A 16360-nucleotide genomic window follows, 5' to 3' on the forward strand; every position below is an offset into this window, starting at 1 on the left:
CGTTTCCCGCATGGTGGCATACATTGCCCGTTCAAGGAGGTCTATCGTGTCAATTCCCATCGCCGCAAGCGGCAATTCCACCCCTTCCGTGACTTCCGTCAGTACGGGCGTTGCCGGCAAGGACGATAAAGTCCAGCAAAAGGATGGCGTCAATGCTGAAATGAGCGTGAATGACCGCAGCAAGCTGCAATTGAACGCCTCCATCATGCAGGCCTCGTTGAACGTCTCCATCGGTTCCGAGAACGAGCCGCTGGCGCTGCTGTACAAGACGGCCATCACCAACATCAATGAAGCGCTGAAGGGGCAGTACGGCGACGATGCGATCCAGAACGCGGCATCGCAGGACAATAGCGCCGAAGCGACGGCGAGCCGCATCGTATCGCTGTCGACGGGTTTTTTCGACGCGTACAAGAAGCAGAATCCCGGCATGGACGACGATACGGCCCTGAGCAAGTTCATGGACACCATCAGCGGGGGCATGGAAAAAGGCTTCAAGGAAGCGCGCGACATCCTGGGCGGCTTGAAAGTGCTGAACGGCGATATCGCCAGCAATATCGACAAGACGTATGAACTGGTGCAGAAGGGCTATGCGGATTTCATCGCCGCGCACAGCAGCAAGAAGGATGATGCGGCCAAGCCGGATGCAAGCAAGCCGGCCGACAGCAAGGCTGCCTGAGCTACAGCATGACGCGGTTGCGCCCGCCTGCCTTGGCGCGGTACAGCGCCGCATCGGCCGCCGCGATCAGCGCTTCATCGTCCTGTTCCGCCGCCAGGCTGGCCACGCCGAAGGAGCCCGTGATGTGCGGCAGCGCGCTGCGCATGTCGGTGAAGATGACGGCTTGCTGCATGCGCTCGCACAAGCGTTCGGCGACCCGCAAGGCCACGTTTTCGCTGGTATCGGGCAAGATCACCATCATTTCCTCGCCACCATAGCGCACGGCAAAATCCGTGGGCCGCAGGGCCGCGCCCAGCACTTGCGCGGCGATGCGCAGCGCCTGGTCGCCCGCCTGGTGGCCGTGGGTGTCGTTGAAACGCTTGAAATGGTCGAGGTCTATCATCACCAGCGACAGCGGCGAGCCGCTGGCGTGGGCCGTGATGATCATGTTCGGCAGCAAGTCGGTGAGCCAGGCGCGGTTGTACAGGCCCGTCAGGCTGTCGACCATCGACAGCTGGCGGTAGAACTCGCCCAGTTTCTGCCGCCGTCGCAGCAGGGCATTGGCGGCGCGGATGCGGAAGGACAACAAGCGCAGCAGGTTGCGCGCCAGGCCGTTCGATTGTTCGATCAATTCCCAGACGACGGCCGCGTCGATCACCAGCAAGTCGGTCTCTTCCAATGCGGAAATGGCGGCCAGGTTGCTCGCTTCATCGAGCACCGATTGTTCGCCCACGCTTTCGCCGGGCAAGACCTTGCTGACGGTGCCGTCATCCATGCCCGTGTGGGTGTCGGCGGCCACGGCCAGCGAACCGCGCAGGACGATGTACAGGCTGGTGCCTTGGGTGTCGGCAATGGCTTCGCCCGCTTCGAGGCGCATGACGGGGCAGGGTGCCAGCATGGCGGCCGTCTGGCTATCCGCCCCATCGCGAAATAGCTGTAAATCGCCGATGTTGCAGCCTGAAGCGCCAAAGTTGCCGATCTGTTCCACAATCACACTTTCAAAAAGCCGGCGCGCGCGAGCAGGGGGCCGGTAGCTTCATGATAGCGTAAAGCGGCCTTGGCTGTAACGGCAAAGCCTTGCTTGTTGTCACTTACTGTGAGAAATACGACAATTATTTCATTGTCGTGTTAGTAAGCTGAAATGATGGTTGTTTTACTATGCTTGTTGCCGCAGGCGAAAGGCGGGCCAAGATGTGCAAAGGCAGCCTTGAACGGCTGCCTCAGTCTCTGGAAATCCTGCGGGTGGGGGAATTACTCGGCGGTTTCTTCCGCTTCGGCCGTATCGATCACGGCATTCTTGCCGGTGGCGTGGCGCTTGCTGTCTTGCAGGCGGCCCAGGGCGCTATCGATGGCGCGTTTCAGTTTGTCGGTGGCGCCGGCAACGGATTGATGCACGGTGGCGTTCTGTTCGGTCACGGCAATCGGTTGATAGCCAGCAACGCGTGCTTCCATGACGCAGCGGATATCGTCGGCGCCGCCTTTCGGGCCATTCGTGTCGCTGATATGGACTTCGATGCGGGTCAGGTTGTCGCGGAAGCGGCTCAGTGCGTTTTCAAGTACGGATTGCACATGTTCGTTCAGTCCAGCGGTGTTGGCGATGGTGCTGTCGGTATGAATATTGATTTGCATATGCTTACTCCTGTCAATTCAAAAAAAACCCATCTCAGGCGTGCTGCGGCCTGGTTGCTGCCTCATGCACATGACCTCTGTGCATGGAACTTATCTTACTCCTCTTTCCAGTATTTCAAGAGGGTGCGCACGATTAAGATGAGCTTAACCCTACACCCAGGTCAAGTTTCCTCACGGAATCTTTTCAAGCCGACGTCAGCGTTATCCATTGATCAGGCCCGCCGCGATATTGATCGACAGTCCCAGCACGACCAGGTTGAAGAAAAAGCTCAGCACGGATTGTCCCAGCACGATCTGCCGCATCAGCCGCGTCTGCACGGAAACGTCCGACGTTTGCACGGCTACGGCGATGGTGAAGGCGAAATACAGGAAATCCCAGTAATCGGGATTCTGCTCGTCGTCGGGAAATTTCAGGGGGCGCAGCGCGGGGTCGGCCTGGTAATACAGGTGGGCATAATGAAAGCAGAACAGGGTGCCGACGAGGAACCAGGAACCGACCAGTGTCAGGATCGTCAAGCCGTAATGCAGCGCGCGCTCGTCGGGCGCCATGTCCTTCATCGAGGATAGCTGCGAGACGATGGCCACCAGGCTCATCACGGATGCGACGGACAGGGCCGACAGCACCGTGGCCGCCCGCTCGTCCTGGCGCGCCGCCATGGTCTTGACCTTGTGATGGTTGGCACGCATCATCATCCAGGCCATCGTCGCCAGGTAGAACCAGACGGCCACGTTCCACGCCGTCAGCAAACGCGTCATCTGTTGCCAGGAGGGGGGGAGCAGCAGGCCGGTCGCCACGCCGATGGCCGTGGCCATGCTCAGGTGGGGGCGGCTGCGGATGAAGCCGTGCAAGGGAAGCGTGATTTTCATGGTGCAAGTTCGTCAGTGGCAATAGCGCATCTTAGCCCTTAAGTGCCCGCTCCGGTGGCCGTCTTGCGGCCGCCTCTTTCTCGTGGTGGGGGAAGCGGTCCATGCGCGACAGCACGGGGAACAGCACGGCCCACACGCCCGTCACGGCCAGGGTGGCGGCGCCGCCGAAGAGCACGGCGCGCACCAGGCCGAACCAGCCGGCCGTCAAGCCCGATTCGAATTCGCCCAGCTCGTTCGAGGCGCCGATGAAGACGGCATTCACGGCGCTGACCCGGCCGCGGATCTCGTCGGGCGTCTCGAACTGCACCAGCAGGTGGCGGATGTAGACGCTGACCATGTCGCCCACGCCCATCAGGAACAGCGCCGCCAGCGCCAGCGGGAAATAGCTGGTGCTGCCCAGCACCAGGGTGCCCAGGCCGAAGACGGCCACGCCGCCGAACATCCAGGCGCCCACCCGGCGCGTGATGGGGAAGAAGGCCAGCGCGATCGAGCACAGGGCCGCGCCCGCGCCCGGCGCCGTGCGCAGCAGGCCCAGGCCGCTGGGGCCGATATGCAGCACGTCGTGCGCGAGCGCCGGCAGCAGGGCCGTGGCGCCGCCGAACAGCACGGCGAACAGGTCGAGCGAAATGGCGCCCAGCACGATGGGTTTCGACCAGACGAAGCGCAAGCCTTCGAGCAGGGTATGCCAGCTGACGGGTTCGCGCTTGACCACTTGCGGCGCCGGCGTGGTGGCGCGCATCAGCAGCACGGACAGCACCAGCAAGGCCGACGAGATCAAATACACGACCTTGGGGCCGAAGTAATACAGCAAGCCGCCCAGGGTAGGCCCCAGGATGATGGCCACGTGCGAGCTCGACGAACTGAGCGCGAGGGCGCGGCTGAAGTGTTGCGTGGGCACCATGTTGACCAGCACGGCTTGCGTGGCCGGCATCATGAAGGCGCGGGCGCTGCCGAACAGCACCAGCACGGCGAATACGGGCCAGACGATGGAGAGGCCGCTCAGGGTGAACGCCAGCAGGGCCAGCGCGCAAGCGAGCTGCGCCGTCAGGCACCAGGCGATGATGTTGCGGCGGTTGTGGCGGTCGGCCACGTGTCCCGCCGGCAAAATCAAAACGAGGAAGGGCGCGAACTGCGCCAGACCGATCAGGCCCAGGTCGAACAGGCTGCCCGTGATCTGGTACACCTGCCAGCCGATGGCCACGCTTTGCATCTGCACGGCCACGGTGCCCAGCACGCGGGCGGACAGGTAACAGGCAAAATTGCGGTGACGCAGGATACTGAAGCCGTTGCCGGCAGAGGCGAGAGGCATGAAATTTCCAGGAAACAGCGGGGTGGGACGGCAGCGGATGCCGCAGCAGCAGCGCCCCGCTGTCTGGAAGGTGACGCTTACTTGGCCAGATCCGCTTCGCTGGTGAAGGCGTCCGCGTAGAAATCGTCGGCTGGCAGCTGGCACTGCTGCACGAAATCGCGGTGGGCCGCATCGACCATCAAGGGCGCGCCGCAGGCATACACCTGATACGCGGACAGGTCGGGCAAGTCGGCGATGACGGCCTGGTGCACAAAGCCCGTGCGGCCTTCCCAGGCGTCTTCCGGCAAGGCTTCCGAGACGACGGGCACATAGGTGAACTGCGGCAAGTCGGCGGCCCACTGGCGGCACAGCGCATCCATGTACAGGTCGTGCGGACGGCGGCCGCCCCAGTACAGGGTGATCGGGCGCGTGGAGCGCTCGCCGATCATGTGCTCGACGATGGCTTTCAAGGGGGCAAAGCCCGTGCCCGAGGCCAGCAGCACGACGGGCTTGTCGGAATCTTCGCGCAGGAAGAAGGTGCCCATCGGGCCTTCGAAGCGCAGGATGTCGCGCTCTTTCATGCTGCCGAACACCTGGTCGGTAAACAGGCCGCCCGGCAGGTGGCGGATATGCAGGGTCACGGGGCCGCCATCGGCGGGCGCGCTGGCCATGCTGTAGCTGCGGCGCTTGTTGTCGCGCAACAAGATTTCGATATACTGTCCGGCGCGGTAGTGGAGGCGTTCGCTGGCTGGCAACTGCAGGGTCAGCACGACGACGTCTGGCGCGACTTTTTCAATCGTGGTCACGCGCGACGGCATTTTCTTGATCGGGTAGTCGCTGCTGCCCGCCACTTCGCGCGCTTCGATGACGAGGTCGGCGTCCGTGGTGGCGCAGCAGAACAGGGAAAAGCCAGCCGCTTCCTCTTCCGGCGTCAGGGCGCGCTGCTGGTGCGCCTTGTGCTGGACGGTGCCGGAAACCACTTTGCCCTTGCAGGAACCGCAGGCGCCATTTTTACAGCCATACGGCAAGCCCACGCCGGCGCGTATCGCCGCCGCCAGCACGGTTTCGTCCGCTTCGCAGCTGAACTGGTGGCCGCTGGGCTGAACAGTAACTTGAAAAGTCATACAATCCTTGAGATGAAAAATATGTTAATGCACTCTTTGCGCAAGCCCTCAGGCTTGCCGCGCCTGCTGATCCTGGGCTGCGGCGACGTCGGCATGCGCCTGCTGCCCCTGCTGCGCGCGCGTTTTCGCGTCTTTGCCGTCACCAGCCAGCCGGCGCGCTGCGCGCAGCTGCGGGCGGCCGGCGCCGTGCCCATCGTAGCCAACCTCGACGACCGCGCCAGCCTGAAACGGCTGGCGGGACTGGCGTCACTGGTCGTGCACCTGGCGCCGCCCCTGTCGTCGGGCTTGCTGGACCGGCGCACGCGCAATCTGGCCGCCATTTTACCCGAGCATGCACGCATGGTGTATGTGAGTACCAGCGGCGTGTATGGCGATTGCGGCGGCGCCTGGGTCGATGAAACGCGGCCTGTGGCACCGGCCAATGCGCGGGCGAAGCGGCGCGTCGACGCCGAACAGGTCTTGCGGGGCTGGGGCGCGCGCCGCGGCGCCAGCGTGGCCATCCTGCGCGTGCCCGGCATCTATGCGGAAGACCGCCTGCCTTTGAAGCGCTTGCGCGAAGGCACTCCGGCCCTGGCCGCGGGCGACGACGTGTACACCAACCATATCCATGCCGATGACCTGGCGCGCATCATCGAACGGGCCTTGTGGCGGGGCAAGCCGGGGCGCGTGTATCACGCCAGCGATGACAGCGAACTCAAAATGGCGGAGTATTTCGATGCCGTCGCCGATGCCTTCGGCCTGCCGCGCCCGCCGCGCCTGCCCCGTGCCGAACTGCGGCAAGTGGTCACGCCGATGCTGCTGTCGTTCATGTCCGAATCGCGCCGCCTGCACAATACGCGCATCAAGCGCGAGCTGGGCGTGCGCCTGCGCTACGCGCGCGTGGCCGATGCCTTGCGGCCGCTGTCTGCCGACGGGGCCGGCATCGGGTAAAATGGCCGGTTATCTGCGCACTTTGCTGGGCCGGCGCGCAGCGCGCCGTTCCGGCGGTGCGCCATTCACTTAAGGAATACCGCATGAGCACCCTCACTTACGAAGCATACCTGGACGAGGTCACCACCGTCCTGACTGAACTGTACGACCTCGACGACGACGACGCCATCAAGCTGGTCGTGGCGGCGCAGGACGCGGAATTTTTTGTTCCGCACGATGCGCATGAGGAAATGCGTACCGTGGAACAAGCCAAGAAAGATGCGGTCACCCTGTTCGAGCGCAAGCAGAACCGCCAGCAGACGCAGGAAAAACAGCAACAGCGCGTGCGCCAGCAAAAGAAATAAGGACGGCCGCCAGGCCGCCGGCAGCGTGGGCTTCGGCGCAACACCGTGGCCTTGCCATTTGATGCGGCGCAAACGCGTCATGGCGCGCTGGCGATATGGTGAGCAATGTCGTCACGCGTTTCAGCTATTTGTGGCGGGCTCTACAATTAGCGCGACGCTGTTTCCCGTCAGCAGGAGCGAGCCATGCGAGCTACGAATCACCCCAGCAAGGAACAGGTGCGCGCCTATATGCGCCGCCGCGAACATGCGCGGCAGCCACCGCCGCCGCCCGATGAAATTCGCCGGCAGCTGGCCTGGTGCCGCGTGGATGCCGTGCCGGGCACTTGTTTGCTGGTCACTCCGGCCGGCGTGGCCGCGCAAGGCTGGCATTTATCGACGGAAATAGCCCGCCTGGGCACGCTCATGGCGATTGCCTGGCTGATGCGCAGCGGCGTTCCTCATTGTAAAAATTGATGACTTGCAGCAAATTTTTCCGATTTGGGTTATCCTCTAGCACATCCCAAGTGCGTCAATTCTCTTCAATTATCACAATTTTGCTTTAAGTTACGCAAAAATCAACAATAGCGTGTATTATATTGTTTGCGGCGTAAAAGCCGTATAAGTGATGGCGCCTTTTAGTGTGTTTACCATGAATTATTGCAAAAGAGACATTCGGTTTCTTTTTGCACTAATACAACAAGTACGGATTTTTGATCATGTCTCTCAAACAAATTACCTCTTTGCCTACCTACAACCCGAATCGCGTCCTCGATGCGATCATCGACAAGCTGCAGCTGAAAAACGATGCCGCCTTGTCGCGAGCTCTGGAAGTGGCGCCACCTGTTATCAGCAAGATTCGTCACAACACCTTGCCGATCGGCGCCACGATCCTCATCCGCATGCATGAAATCAGCGATTTCAGCATTCGTGAACTGCGCGAGTTGATGGCTGCCTAAGAGCGCCTGACAGACGGCAAACTGAGAGGTGCCGTCTGGGTAAGTCAGGCTTGCCGCGTGCGGCAGCCACATCTGTTTTCCGCTTTTCTATTGCGGGTCGCGGTTCAGTACCGGACGATCGAGATAGAAGCGCCCCATTTCCAGGCCAGTCGTGGACGACTTGACCACCGCTGCGGCCAGTGTGGCAGGCGCGCTGGAAAATGCGGTGCTGGCAGCGCCCGTCGCGCGGCCCGAATACGCCGTCGCCTGCACGGCAGCGCTGGAAAACGCCGTCTGCACGGCCCGGCCCGAGTAGGCGGTGGCCTGTACCGCACGCCCTGAATACGCAGCCTGGACCGCCCGTCCCGAATACGCGGCCTGCACCGCCCGTCCCGAATACGCCGCCGTTACGGCGCGCCCCGAATACGCGGTTTCTGCGCGGATATAATCTTCCCCGAACGTTTGCTCATACAGCTGTTTCATGCGTTCGCCCACGCGATGGTGCGCCGCTTCGTCGTCTTCGCCGCGCAGGCCGATGTATGGGAAGTGGTGCAGGAAGTAGCCGAACACCTGTTCGCAGTCGGCCGCATATTTCAGGGTGTCGAGGATGTGGTAGTGCCAGAAGGTATCGACGTCCATCAGCGGCGCCGTTTCTTCTTCCGGAAACTGTTTCATCAGGATCAGGAAGCGGCGGTATTCGAATTCCACCGCATTCGCCTTCTCAAGGCTCCATCCTTCGCCTGACTCCCGGTGCATCAGCTTGACCTTGATCGCGTCCAAATTCAAATCGGCAATAGCCTTGAAACTGTCGTTGGTATCCATGAATGTCCTTTGGTAAAGAGCGTTGTGGGAAATACGGTGAAACAAGGGAAAGCGGTGGGTGTGTACTCCTGGAAAGTGGTCGGAGAATGCCTGGCCCATGGCGGGCGGGCGTTGAGTTGTTCTACATCAATATTGCATCTAATTACGAAATACGCAAGCTGAGCTTGCTCCATGCGGGTGCCTGTCAGGCGCTGGCCCGGTTGTCTTCCTGGTAGGGAAACGCGGTGGCATCCGCGCCCAGCGGTACACTGACGTGTACGCTCATGCCGGCGCCGGGGCTGCTTTCGATGTAGAAAGTGCCACCCAGCAATTTGATACGCTCTTCGATGCCCACCAGGCCAAACGAGCCCAGCTTGTTGCGCCCGTCGATGGCCGCGCCCACGCCGTTGTCGCTGACGCTCATCGACACCGTATCGCGGCACTTTTCCAGCTTGACTTGCACGCGGCTGGCATTGGCATGCTGGGAAATATTGCTGAGCGACTCTTGCAGGATGCGGAACAGGGCCGTGGCGCACTGGTCGCTCAAATAAATATCGTCATGGCTTTCGCTCACTTCGCAGGCGATGCCCGTGCGCTGGCGAAATTGCGCCACCTGCCATTCGACGGCCGCATTTACGCCCAGGTCCAGCACGGTAGGGCGCAAGTCGTTGATGATCTGCCGCACGCTCTTGATGGTGGCGTCGATCTGCTCCAGGGTCGAGCGGGCGCGGGCGTTCAGGCGCGGGTGGCGGCGCTGCGTGCGCGAGGCCAGCATGTCGGCGTCGATGCGCAGCACCAGCAGGTTCTGGCCCAGGTCGTCGTGGATTTCGCGCGCGATGCGCTTGCGCTCTTCTTCCTTGATCTGGTCGGCATGGGCCGCCAGGCGGCGCAGTTTCTGGTGCGACAGCTGCAGGCGGATCTGGCTGGCGCGCAATTCCTCCGTCATGCCCGTCGCCATCTGGATGGCGCGCCGGCGTGACGAGGCCAGCGTGTGGAACAGCATGTACAGCAGCATGGTGCTGGCAAAGCCGATCAGCAGGGCCAGCCATGGCAAGAAGGCGTCGAAGCGCGTGTACAGGTCGCTCTTGCGCACGCTGAACAGCGCTTGCCACGCGCGGCCATTGTGTTCGATCAGCATCGTGCTGCTCAGATAGCGGCCCGAGTTGCCGGGCAGCCACCATGGCGCATGCATGCCCGCCGTCGTGCTGTCGAAGATGGGGCGCATGTCGTGCGGCAGTTGCAACGGTGCGCGCGCCTGCGGGCCGATATCGAACAGGGTCAGGCGCACGTTACGTACCGGCATGTCTGCCAGCGCGCTGCGCATCATCGTCACCAGGTCGTAGCCGATGCCGACGGAACCCTGGTAGGCCGCGCGCCTTTGCTCGACAGTGTCCGTCGGCATGCCGAAGCGGTACACGGGCAGGCGCATGGCCATGCCCGTCAGCTGGGGCCGGCCTTCCAGCGGCACGGGCACGCCGGAATTGCTGATCTGCCCGGAATCGCGCGACTGCGCCAGCGCTTCGGCGATCAGGGGGCGCTCGGCGATGTCATAACCATATTTTTCCGGGGCGCTGGCAATCGGCTCGAGGTACACCAGCACGGAATACCGGGCGCGCGGGGCGGGCGGATGGATGGCAAATGCCGGATAGCCGTCGCGCCCGGGCGGATAGTCGCGCTGCATGGCCGCTTCGAAGGCGCTGCGCTGCGCATCGTCGAGTTCCTGGCTGTAATTGAGATTCATCACGCCCGGATAGTTCTGTTGCAGGGCGATGTTCTCCACGTAGCGATGGAATTGCTCGCGGCTCACGTGTTCGTTGGCGCGGAACAGGCTGGCCGTGCCGCGCAGCAGGTTGGCATACGACTTGACGCGCGATTCGATGTTTTTCTGGGTACTGCGCGACAGATTGTCGAACAGGTCGCTGGCATCGTTTTCGACCGACAGCGCGGCGGCCATGTAGAACAGCAGGCCCACCATCGTCGACATCACAAAGCCGAGCAGCCAGAGCGGTTTTTTTTCAGCAGATAAGGAGTGTTCGCCAGCAGTAGAAGACATCGCCATCCACATCAGGTAGAGGAATCGGGTGCCGCCTCGGTGGCGGTGGCTAGACTGAGTTGTACAAGCACTATCGACATTGCAAATTGCTCAATAGCTGCCTAATATACAAAAATATCGTGAATATAGTCAACAGGCAATATTTCTCTGAAGATGTATGTTGCTGAGACGAAAAAAAACCGCCGCAGCGGTTTTTTTGTCGGTGGTCCGGCGCCTTACTTGGCAGGCTGCCAGCTGTCTTTCAGGGTGACGATGCGGTTGAAGACGGGCTTGCCAGGCTGGCTGTCGACCCGGTCGGCCGCGAAGTAGCCGTGGCGCTCGAACTGGAAGCGCTGTTCCGGCTGGGCCAGCTCGGCGCCCGGTTCCAGCCACGCCTGCACCACTTCCTTGGCCAGCGGATTCAAGGTCAGCTTGAAGTCCTTGCCGCCCGCGTCCGGCTGTGGGTCCGTAAACAGGCGGTCGTACAGGCGTACTTCGGCGGGAATCGCCGTCGGCGCGCTGACCCAGTGCATATTGCCCTTGACCTTGTAGTTGGCGCTGCCTTCCGTGCCCGACTTGCTGTCCGGGAAATAAGTGCAATGCACGGCGATGACCTTGCCGTCCGCATCCTTGTCAAAGCCCGTGCATTCGATCACGTAGCCGTAGCGCAGGCGAACCTTGCTGCCCGGCTTGTCGTCGATCGGCGGATACAACCGGAAATAGCCCTTGTTCGGCACTTCCATGAAGTCGTCTTCCTCGATCCACAGCTCGCGCGAGATGGGGAAGGTGCGCAAGCCCCGTTCCGGGAAGTGCGGGTGCACGGGCGCCGTGCATTCCACGCTTTCGTTTTCCGGGAAGTTGTCGATGATCAGCTTCAACGGGCGCAGCACGGCCACCGTGCGCGGCGCCTTCGGGTCCAGGTCTTCGCGCAAACAGCCTTCGAGCACGCTGTAGTCGATCCAGCCGTCCGATTTCGTCACGCCCGTGCGTTCGCACATCAATTGAATCGCTTCCGGCGTGTAGCCGCGGCGGCGCATGCCCACCAGGGTCGGCATGCGGGGGTCGTCCCAGCCGTCGACGATGTGTTCTTCCACCAGTTGGCGCAGCTTGCGCTTGCTGGTGACGATGTAGGTCAGGTTCAGGCGCGAGAATTCGAACTGGCGTGGCACCGGTTGCTGGAAGAAGCCGCCGGCGGCCAGGGTTTCCAGCAGCCAGTCGTAGAACGGGCGGTGGTCCTGGAATTCCAGCGTGCAGATCGAATGCGTGATGTTTTCCAGCGCGTCCGAGATCGGGTGCGTGTAGTCGTACATCGGATAGATGCACCAGGCGTCGCCCGTGCGGTGGTGATGCGCGTGGCGGATGCGGTAGATGGCCGGGTCGCGCAAGTTCATGTTCGGCGAACTCATGGCATCTTCGCTCATCTTCGCGCGCAGGATGTGCTCGCCATCCTTGAATTCGCCCGCCTTCATGGCGCGGAACAGGGCCAGCGATTCGTCGCGCGGACGGTCGCGGAACGGCGAATTCTTGCCGGCCTGGCCGAAATTGCCCCGGTTGGCGGCCATGTCTTCGGCGCTCTGGCTGTCCACGTAGGCGAAGCCGGCCGTGATCAGGTATTCGGCCATCGCGTACAGCTGGTCGAAATAGTCGCTCGCGTAGTGCAGGTGGCTCTGGCCATCGGCGTTCTTCGGTTCCCAGTCAAAGCCCAGCCATTTCACGCTGTCCATGATGGTGTCGACGTATTCCTGCTCTTCCTTGGCCGGATTGGTGTCGTCGAAGCGCAGGTTGCACTGGCCGGCGTAATCGCGCGCCAGGCCGAAGTTGACACAGATCGACTTGGCGTGGCCCACGTGCAGGTAGCCGTTCGGCTCCGGCGGGAAACGCGTGATCACCTGGGGCAGGCCGGGACGCACGTGGGCGCCGGCAGCCAGGTCGGCTTCGATGATGTTACGCAAGAAATTGGGCGCCAGCGCTGGCGCGGCGGTATTCGGTTTATCGTTGCTCATTGATCAATGCGGAAGAGTGACAGTAAAAAGCATTTTACCGTACCGCAAGCGCTTTATAAGCACGTATTTGGCCCCATATCCCAGCATGCAAGCGACGCGGGCGCCGTTCTATAGGATAATTCGCCTTTAATTAGCAAACAAAACGTGACCCCGGAGCCATTTATGGAAAATTTGTATAACGTCCTCGGTGTCGCGCCCAATGCCAGCGACGATGAAATCAAGAAGGTTTACCGTTCGCTGGCCATGCGCTTCCACCCCGACCGCAACCAGGCCCCCGGCGCCGAGGCGCGCTTCAAGAGCGTCACCAAGGCGTATGAAATCCTGGCCGACCCGGTCAAGCGCGCCGAATACGACCAGAGCGTGAATCACCGCATCATCATCGATCCGGAAGCGGAAGCCTATGCCCTGTGGTGCGGCGTGTTCCGCCTTCACGGCACTGTACTGCCGGCCGACTAAGCACGCTGGCGGCCGTCCGGTCAGCCTGAATGATTTTAAAAACAACAACAACGGCGCTTTTAATGTAACAGCGCCGCGCATCACATTGGAAAGCACAGCATGAGAAGAGTACACCCTGAATTCGCGTACCAGTCGCGCGAGCTGGAAGGCCAGATCGACGGCATCCTCGGCGACCCGCCGAACCGCAAGAACTACAAGAGCATGGTCGACGCGCTGGTGAGCGAGTACGCCAGCGGCGGCGGCATCGAAGACGTGAACATGCTGGCCTTCGCGCTGGTCGATCACATCACCTTCAGCGACCCGAAGGGCTTGCTGGCCGAAAGCGAAGACTACGAGTTCGGCGACCCGGCCCGCGTGTTTTCCATGGCGACGTGCGCCGCGCCGGAAGCGGCGAAGATGTACGCCGCCATCGAAGAGAGCTTCCCCGACCTGGCGCGCCAGGCCATCATCACGGCCTTCCTGCACAAGAATCCGCGCCTGTGGGACGACGACGACCAGTCGCTCGACCAGCTGGCCGCCAATGACGACGGCGACGACGAGCACGATGAAGACGAAGCCACCGACGATTTCGCCCAGATGTTTGACCAGGATGGAGACGACCATGGCCGATAATGAACAAAAAAGCAACCTGCCCGCGCTGACGAAGCAGGTCACGGAATTGGTGCTGTCCGGTTCGCTGGGCCACGCCGAGCAGGCGTTTGCGGACGCGGCCGACCAGTACGGCGACCTGGCCGTGGTGGAAGTGCTGAGCGCCATCCCGCCGCAAGTGACGGCCCTGCACCTGGCCGGTTTCGACGGCGGCAAGATGTCGCTGGCGACCCTGCTGGTGCCGCCGAAGGCCTGGGCCGACAGCCTGGCCTTCATCGCCGCCACCTGGAGCGACGACCAGATCGAGGACGATCCGGAACGCATCGCCGAAGCGCTGTTCGCGCATATCCACGGCGTGGTGTTTTCCACCGACGACGCCGAGCGCCGCCGCGAGCTGCTGCTCGAAGCGTCCGCCACCGACTGGGGCGCCACGGCGTTCGCCATTTTGTTCTCGATGGCGCCGAAGGAAATCCTCGAAGTGGCGGGAGAGATCGTCATCAAGGGCCCGTACGTGACGGGCGTGACTTCGTCCGACAACGACATCGTGCCGCTGGCCATCGAGCTGGCGCAAGCGAATGAAGACGGCTGGGACCGCTCGTTGTTCGAACTGTTCCCCGACTTCCGCCACAGCGCCGACCTGGCCGACGCCGAATACTCGGACGACCCGGACGAAGAACCGACCATGTTGCAGCGCAGTACCAAGGAATTGCTGTACCGCCTGCGCAAGCAAGTGCCGAGCACGCGTAGCGCACCGCGTTCCAGCACGCGCCGCAGCCTGGGCACGGGCATTTTCTCGTAATGAAAGCAGGGATCGACTAATGCTGCCAGCAATTGTTGTAGAGAATCTTCCGCGCCTCGTGCGCGCCATCAAGCTGTTGCCGGGCGACCCGCGCGAAGACGCGGCGCTGAACCTGGCCGATGAATTGACGGGCATCACGGCCATGGTGGCCGAGAAGTTCACGAATGAACGCACGGCCGACGGCATCCAGAAGGCGCTGTACCTGACGGTGGGCGGCGTCTCGCTGGGTCTGGAGCAGGCCGTCACGCATGAGGGCGACCAAGCCGCGCTCGATTTCCTCGTCGAGCACGGCGCCGAGCACGCGTTCCAGGTGGGCTTTCGCCTGATCAAGGACCTGTCGCAGCTGCCGGAAGACGCCCTCGTCGGCGAATACGACCAGGACCCCGTCTACCTGCAGCGCCGGCTGCGCGAGCTGTTCATCGATATTTGCCAGGCCGACCCGAACCAGAACTGGGCCGGCTATGAAAAGTATGCGCTGCAGTTGCAACAGCGCAAGGAAGTGCAAGCCGTCGTGCGCCTGGCCGGCTGGCTGCGCCGCCACCACGACAACGGCCCCGTCAGCGACAGCGACCTGAATGCCGAGGGTGTGATCGCCCTGGCCATCATCTTCGCCATCGAAGGCGGCGGGCGCATCGTCGCGCGCACGGGGCAAAAGGAGTTTGAACGCTTTGTGCGTTCCGTGCGCAAGAACAAGCCCGACTTCGAGGAAGGCTGGGCCGCCCTGGCGGCCAAGGTGCCCGTGCAGCATCACCCGGTGTTGCTCGACCGCATTGCTTCGTACCGCCGCAGCTGCACCGTGGTGCAGAAAATCCTCACGCGGGCCAGCATGAAGAGCCTGTTCGAGGACCTGGAGAATTACGCCGGTTCCGAGCTGGATGCGGATTATTCGTGATCGGTTGGTGTCGGATGACGCGGCGGCTTCGCCACCGCTAATCCGGCCTACGCTCCCCCTTCCATGGCCGCTTCCTCGGCCAGCTTGACGAATGCCGCCACCAGCGGCGACGTCTCTTCTTCCCGTTGTGCAAGTAATAAACTGGTCGTCGCCTGCGGGTCGGCGATGGGGCGGTAGCACACGCCATCCATGCGGATGCGGTCGAACGAGGCGGGCAGCACGGAAATGCCGCAGCCGGCCGCCACCAGGCCGATGATGGTCGATGCCTCGCCCGCTTCCTGCGTGACCTGGGGCACGAAGCCAGCCGCCTTGCACAGTCGAAAAATCTGCGGATAAATCCCCGTGCCCGCATCCTTGGGATACATGACAAAGCCTTCGCCCGCCATGTCGGCAATGGCGATGCTGTCCTTGGCCGCCAGCGCGTGGGCGACGGGCAGCACGAGGAACAGCGGGTCCTGGCGCAATTCCGTCAGGCGGATGTCGTCCGGGTACGTCGTTTCCGGCGGGCGCACGAAACCCAGGTCCATCGTCCTGCCCGAGATCGCTACCAGCTGATGCAAGGTCGCCATTTCATGCAGGGTCAAGGTGACGTGCGGGAATTGCTGGCGGTAGCGGTTGATGACGGTCGCGAAGTAGGGTGTGAACGGCGTGGAAAAGGTAAAGCCGATGCGCAATTCGCCCGCTTCGCCCCGCTGTGCCCGGCGCGCCGTGACGGCCGCCTGTTCCGACAGGGCCAGGATGCGCCGCGCATCGTCGAGGAACAGTGCGCCTGCCTGCGTCAGCCGCACGGAGCGCTTGTTGCGCTCGAACAACTGCGCACCGAGTTCCGCTTCCAGCGCCTGGATCTGCTGGCTCAGCGGCGGCTGGCCGATGTGCAGGCGCTCGGCCGCGCGCGTGAAGTGCAGCTCTTCGGCGACGGCGACAAAGTAACGCAGGTGGCGCAGTTCCATATAAGTAATATTTTAAAAGTATGAGTTGGGCCTTGAATATATATTGGACGATATGAGTTGGCAATCCTAAGATGAAGACTCGCTTCCT

At 62.2% G+C, this 16360-nt stretch carries 18 protein-coding genes; 9 read left to right on the plus strand and 9 right to left on the minus strand.

Annotated elements, in window-relative coordinates:
* Window positions 1–46 precede the first annotated feature (46 nt).
* Window positions 47–676, plus strand: coding sequence for a DUF5610 domain-containing protein (locus tag ACQ4WQ_RS17185; protein WP_436498674.1), 630 nt, complete (start codon window positions 47–49; stop codon window positions 674–676).
* Window position 677: 1 nt separating this feature from the next.
* Here ACQ4WQ_RS17185 and ACQ4WQ_RS17190 read toward each other — a convergent pair whose 3' ends face one another.
* From ACQ4WQ_RS17190 to ACQ4WQ_RS17210, 5 genes are all read right to left on the minus strand, one after another.
* Window positions 678–1643, minus strand: a complete 966-nt coding sequence (locus tag ACQ4WQ_RS17190; RefSeq protein WP_326458565.1) for a GGDEF domain-containing protein — start codon at window positions 1641–1643, stop codon at window positions 678–680.
* A gap of 263 nt (window positions 1644–1906) precedes the next feature.
* Window positions 1907–2284: an HPF/RaiA family ribosome-associated protein gene (locus ACQ4WQ_RS17195; RefSeq protein WP_436498676.1), complete on the minus strand. Its 378-nt coding sequence runs from the start codon at window positions 2282–2284 to the stop codon at window positions 1907–1909.
* Window positions 2285–2485: 201 nt separating this feature from the next.
* The gene (locus ACQ4WQ_RS17200; RefSeq protein ID WP_326458563.1) at window positions 2486–3151 is read right to left on the minus strand and encodes a DUF1345 domain-containing protein; all 666 of its coding nucleotides are present in this window, start codon (window positions 3149–3151) and stop codon (window positions 2486–2488) included.
* A gap of 31 nt (window positions 3152–3182) precedes the next feature.
* The gene (locus ACQ4WQ_RS17205; protein ID WP_436498678.1) at window positions 3183–4460 is read right to left on the minus strand and encodes an MFS transporter; all 1278 of its coding nucleotides are present in this window, start codon (window positions 4458–4460) and stop codon (window positions 3183–3185) included.
* Window positions 4461–4537: 77 nt separating this feature from the next.
* Entirely contained in the window at window positions 4538–5563 is a 1026-nt protein-coding gene (locus ACQ4WQ_RS17210) for a CDP-6-deoxy-delta-3,4-glucoseen reductase (protein WP_436498680.1), read from the minus strand.
* Between the two features lie 12 nt (window positions 5564–5575).
* Here ACQ4WQ_RS17210 and ACQ4WQ_RS17215 point away from each other — a divergent pair, with 12 nt between their 5' ends.
* The 4 genes from ACQ4WQ_RS17215 to ACQ4WQ_RS17230 all read left to right on the plus strand — a co-directional run bounded on the left by ACQ4WQ_RS17215 (window position 5576) and on the right by ACQ4WQ_RS17230 (window position 7772).
* Window positions 5576–6493, plus strand: a complete 918-nt coding sequence (locus ACQ4WQ_RS17215; RefSeq protein WP_436498682.1) for an SDR family oxidoreductase — start codon at window positions 5576–5578, stop codon at window positions 6491–6493.
* 83 nt (window positions 6494–6576) lie between these two features.
* Window positions 6577–6837: a hypothetical protein gene (locus ACQ4WQ_RS17220; RefSeq protein WP_436498684.1), complete on the plus strand. Its 261-nt coding sequence runs from the start codon at window positions 6577–6579 to the stop codon at window positions 6835–6837.
* 183 nt (window positions 6838–7020) lie between these two features.
* Complete coding sequence (locus ACQ4WQ_RS17225; protein WP_326458559.1) at window positions 7021–7290, plus strand: hypothetical protein; 270 nt, start codon at window positions 7021–7023, stop codon at window positions 7288–7290.
* Window positions 7291–7532: 242 nt separating this feature from the next.
* Window positions 7533–7772, plus strand: a complete 240-nt coding sequence (locus ACQ4WQ_RS17230; protein ID WP_029496207.1) for a hypothetical protein — start codon at window positions 7533–7535, stop codon at window positions 7770–7772.
* A gap of 87 nt (window positions 7773–7859) precedes the next feature.
* Here ACQ4WQ_RS17230 and ACQ4WQ_RS17235 read toward each other — a convergent pair whose 3' ends face one another.
* The 3 genes from ACQ4WQ_RS17235 to ACQ4WQ_RS17245 form a co-directional block, all read right to left on the minus strand.
* A complete protein-coding gene (locus ACQ4WQ_RS17235) occupies window positions 7860–8573 on the minus strand; it encodes a glycine-rich domain-containing protein (protein ID WP_326458558.1) in 714 nt (237 codons plus the stop codon).
* Window positions 8574–8757: 184 nt separating this feature from the next.
* On the minus strand, window positions 8758–10605 hold the full coding sequence (locus tag ACQ4WQ_RS17240; protein WP_436498686.1) for a CHASE domain-containing protein: 1848 nt from the start codon (window positions 10603–10605) through the stop codon (window positions 8758–8760).
* A 215-nt stretch (window positions 10606–10820) separates the two neighbouring features.
* Window positions 10821–12587 (minus strand): glutamine--tRNA ligase/YqeY domain fusion protein, encoded by a 1767-nt coding sequence (locus tag ACQ4WQ_RS17245; RefSeq protein ID WP_436498688.1) that lies wholly within the window; start codon window positions 12585–12587, stop codon window positions 10821–10823.
* Between the two features lie 162 nt (window positions 12588–12749).
* On the opposite strand from ACQ4WQ_RS17245, the gene ACQ4WQ_RS17250 reads away from it, so the two are divergent.
* The 4 genes from ACQ4WQ_RS17250 to ACQ4WQ_RS17265 all read left to right on the plus strand — a co-directional run bounded on the left by ACQ4WQ_RS17250 (window position 12750) and on the right by ACQ4WQ_RS17265 (window position 15322).
* Complete coding sequence (locus ACQ4WQ_RS17250; protein ID WP_096234166.1) at window positions 12750–13043, plus strand: DnaJ domain-containing protein; 294 nt, start codon at window positions 12750–12752, stop codon at window positions 13041–13043.
* Between the two features lie 99 nt (window positions 13044–13142).
* Window positions 13143–13655, plus strand: a complete 513-nt coding sequence (locus ACQ4WQ_RS17255) for a hypothetical protein (protein ID WP_070221376.1) — start codon at window positions 13143–13145, stop codon at window positions 13653–13655.
* Window positions 13645–14430: a hypothetical protein gene (locus tag ACQ4WQ_RS17260; RefSeq protein WP_099410539.1), complete on the plus strand. Its 786-nt coding sequence runs from the start codon at window positions 13645–13647 to the stop codon at window positions 14428–14430. The genes ACQ4WQ_RS17255 and ACQ4WQ_RS17260 overlap by 11 nt, the downstream gene beginning before the upstream one ends.
* Window positions 14431–14449: 19 nt before the next feature.
* The gene (locus ACQ4WQ_RS17265) at window positions 14450–15322 is read left to right on the plus strand and encodes a hypothetical protein (RefSeq protein WP_436498690.1); all 873 of its coding nucleotides are present in this window, start codon (window positions 14450–14452) and stop codon (window positions 15320–15322) included.
* Between the two features lie 47 nt (window positions 15323–15369).
* On the opposite strand, the gene ACQ4WQ_RS17270 is transcribed toward ACQ4WQ_RS17265, so the two are convergent.
* Window positions 15370–16272: a LysR family transcriptional regulator gene (locus tag ACQ4WQ_RS17270; protein WP_436498692.1), complete on the minus strand. Its 903-nt coding sequence runs from the start codon at window positions 16270–16272 to the stop codon at window positions 15370–15372.
* Window positions 16273–16360: the final 88 nt, after the last annotated feature.

The sequence above is a fragment of the Janthinobacterium goodfellowi genome (assembly GCF_051380695.1).
Taxonomy (GTDB): Bacteria; Pseudomonadota; Gammaproteobacteria; order Burkholderiales; family Burkholderiaceae_D; genus Janthinobacterium.

Coding starts and splice junctions, on each gene's coding strand:
- ACQ4WQ_RS17195 (WP_436498676.1), bottom strand. CDS start 2,284: ATGCAAATCAATATTCATACCGACAGCACCATCGCCAACACCGCTGGA.
- ACQ4WQ_RS17200 (WP_326458563.1), bottom strand. CDS start 3,151: ATGAAAATCACGCTTCCCTTGCACGGCTTCATCCGCAGCCGCCCCCAC.
- ACQ4WQ_RS17205 (WP_436498678.1), bottom strand. CDS start 4,460: ATGCCTCTCGCCTCTGCCGGCAACGGCTTCAGTATCCTGCGTCACCGC.
- ACQ4WQ_RS17210 (WP_436498680.1), bottom strand. CDS start 5,563: ATGACTTTTCAAGTTACTGTTCAGCCCAGCGGCCACCAGTTCAGCTGC.
- ACQ4WQ_RS17215 (WP_436498682.1), top strand. CDS start 5,576: ATGAAAAATATGTTAATGCACTCTTTGCGCAAGCCCTCAGGCTTGCCG.
- ACQ4WQ_RS17220 (WP_436498684.1), top strand. CDS start 6,577: ATGAGCACCCTCACTTACGAAGCATACCTGGACGAGGTCACCACCGTC.
- ACQ4WQ_RS17225 (WP_326458559.1), top strand. CDS start 7,021: ATGCGAGCTACGAATCACCCCAGCAAGGAACAGGTGCGCGCCTATATG.
- ACQ4WQ_RS17230 (WP_029496207.1), top strand. CDS start 7,533: ATGTCTCTCAAACAAATTACCTCTTTGCCTACCTACAACCCGAATCGC.
- ACQ4WQ_RS17235 (WP_326458558.1), bottom strand. CDS start 8,573: ATGGATACCAACGACAGTTTCAAGGCTATTGCCGATTTGAATTTGGAC.
- ACQ4WQ_RS17240 (WP_436498686.1), bottom strand. CDS start 10,605: ATGTCTTCTACTGCTGGCGAACACTCCTTATCTGCTGAAAAAAAACCG.
- ACQ4WQ_RS17245 (WP_436498688.1), bottom strand. CDS start 12,587: ATGAGCAACGATAAACCGAATACCGCCGCGCCAGCGCTGGCGCCCAAT.
- ACQ4WQ_RS17250 (WP_096234166.1), top strand. CDS start 12,750: ATGGAAAATTTGTATAACGTCCTCGGTGTCGCGCCCAATGCCAGCGAC.
- ACQ4WQ_RS17255 (WP_070221376.1), top strand. CDS start 13,143: ATGAGAAGAGTACACCCTGAATTCGCGTACCAGTCGCGCGAGCTGGAA.
- ACQ4WQ_RS17260 (WP_099410539.1), top strand. CDS start 13,645: ATGGCCGATAATGAACAAAAAAGCAACCTGCCCGCGCTGACGAAGCAG.
- ACQ4WQ_RS17265 (WP_436498690.1), top strand. CDS start 14,450: ATGCTGCCAGCAATTGTTGTAGAGAATCTTCCGCGCCTCGTGCGCGCC.
- ACQ4WQ_RS17270 (WP_436498692.1), bottom strand. CDS start 16,272: ATGGAACTGCGCCACCTGCGTTACTTTGTCGCCGTCGCCGAAGAGCTG.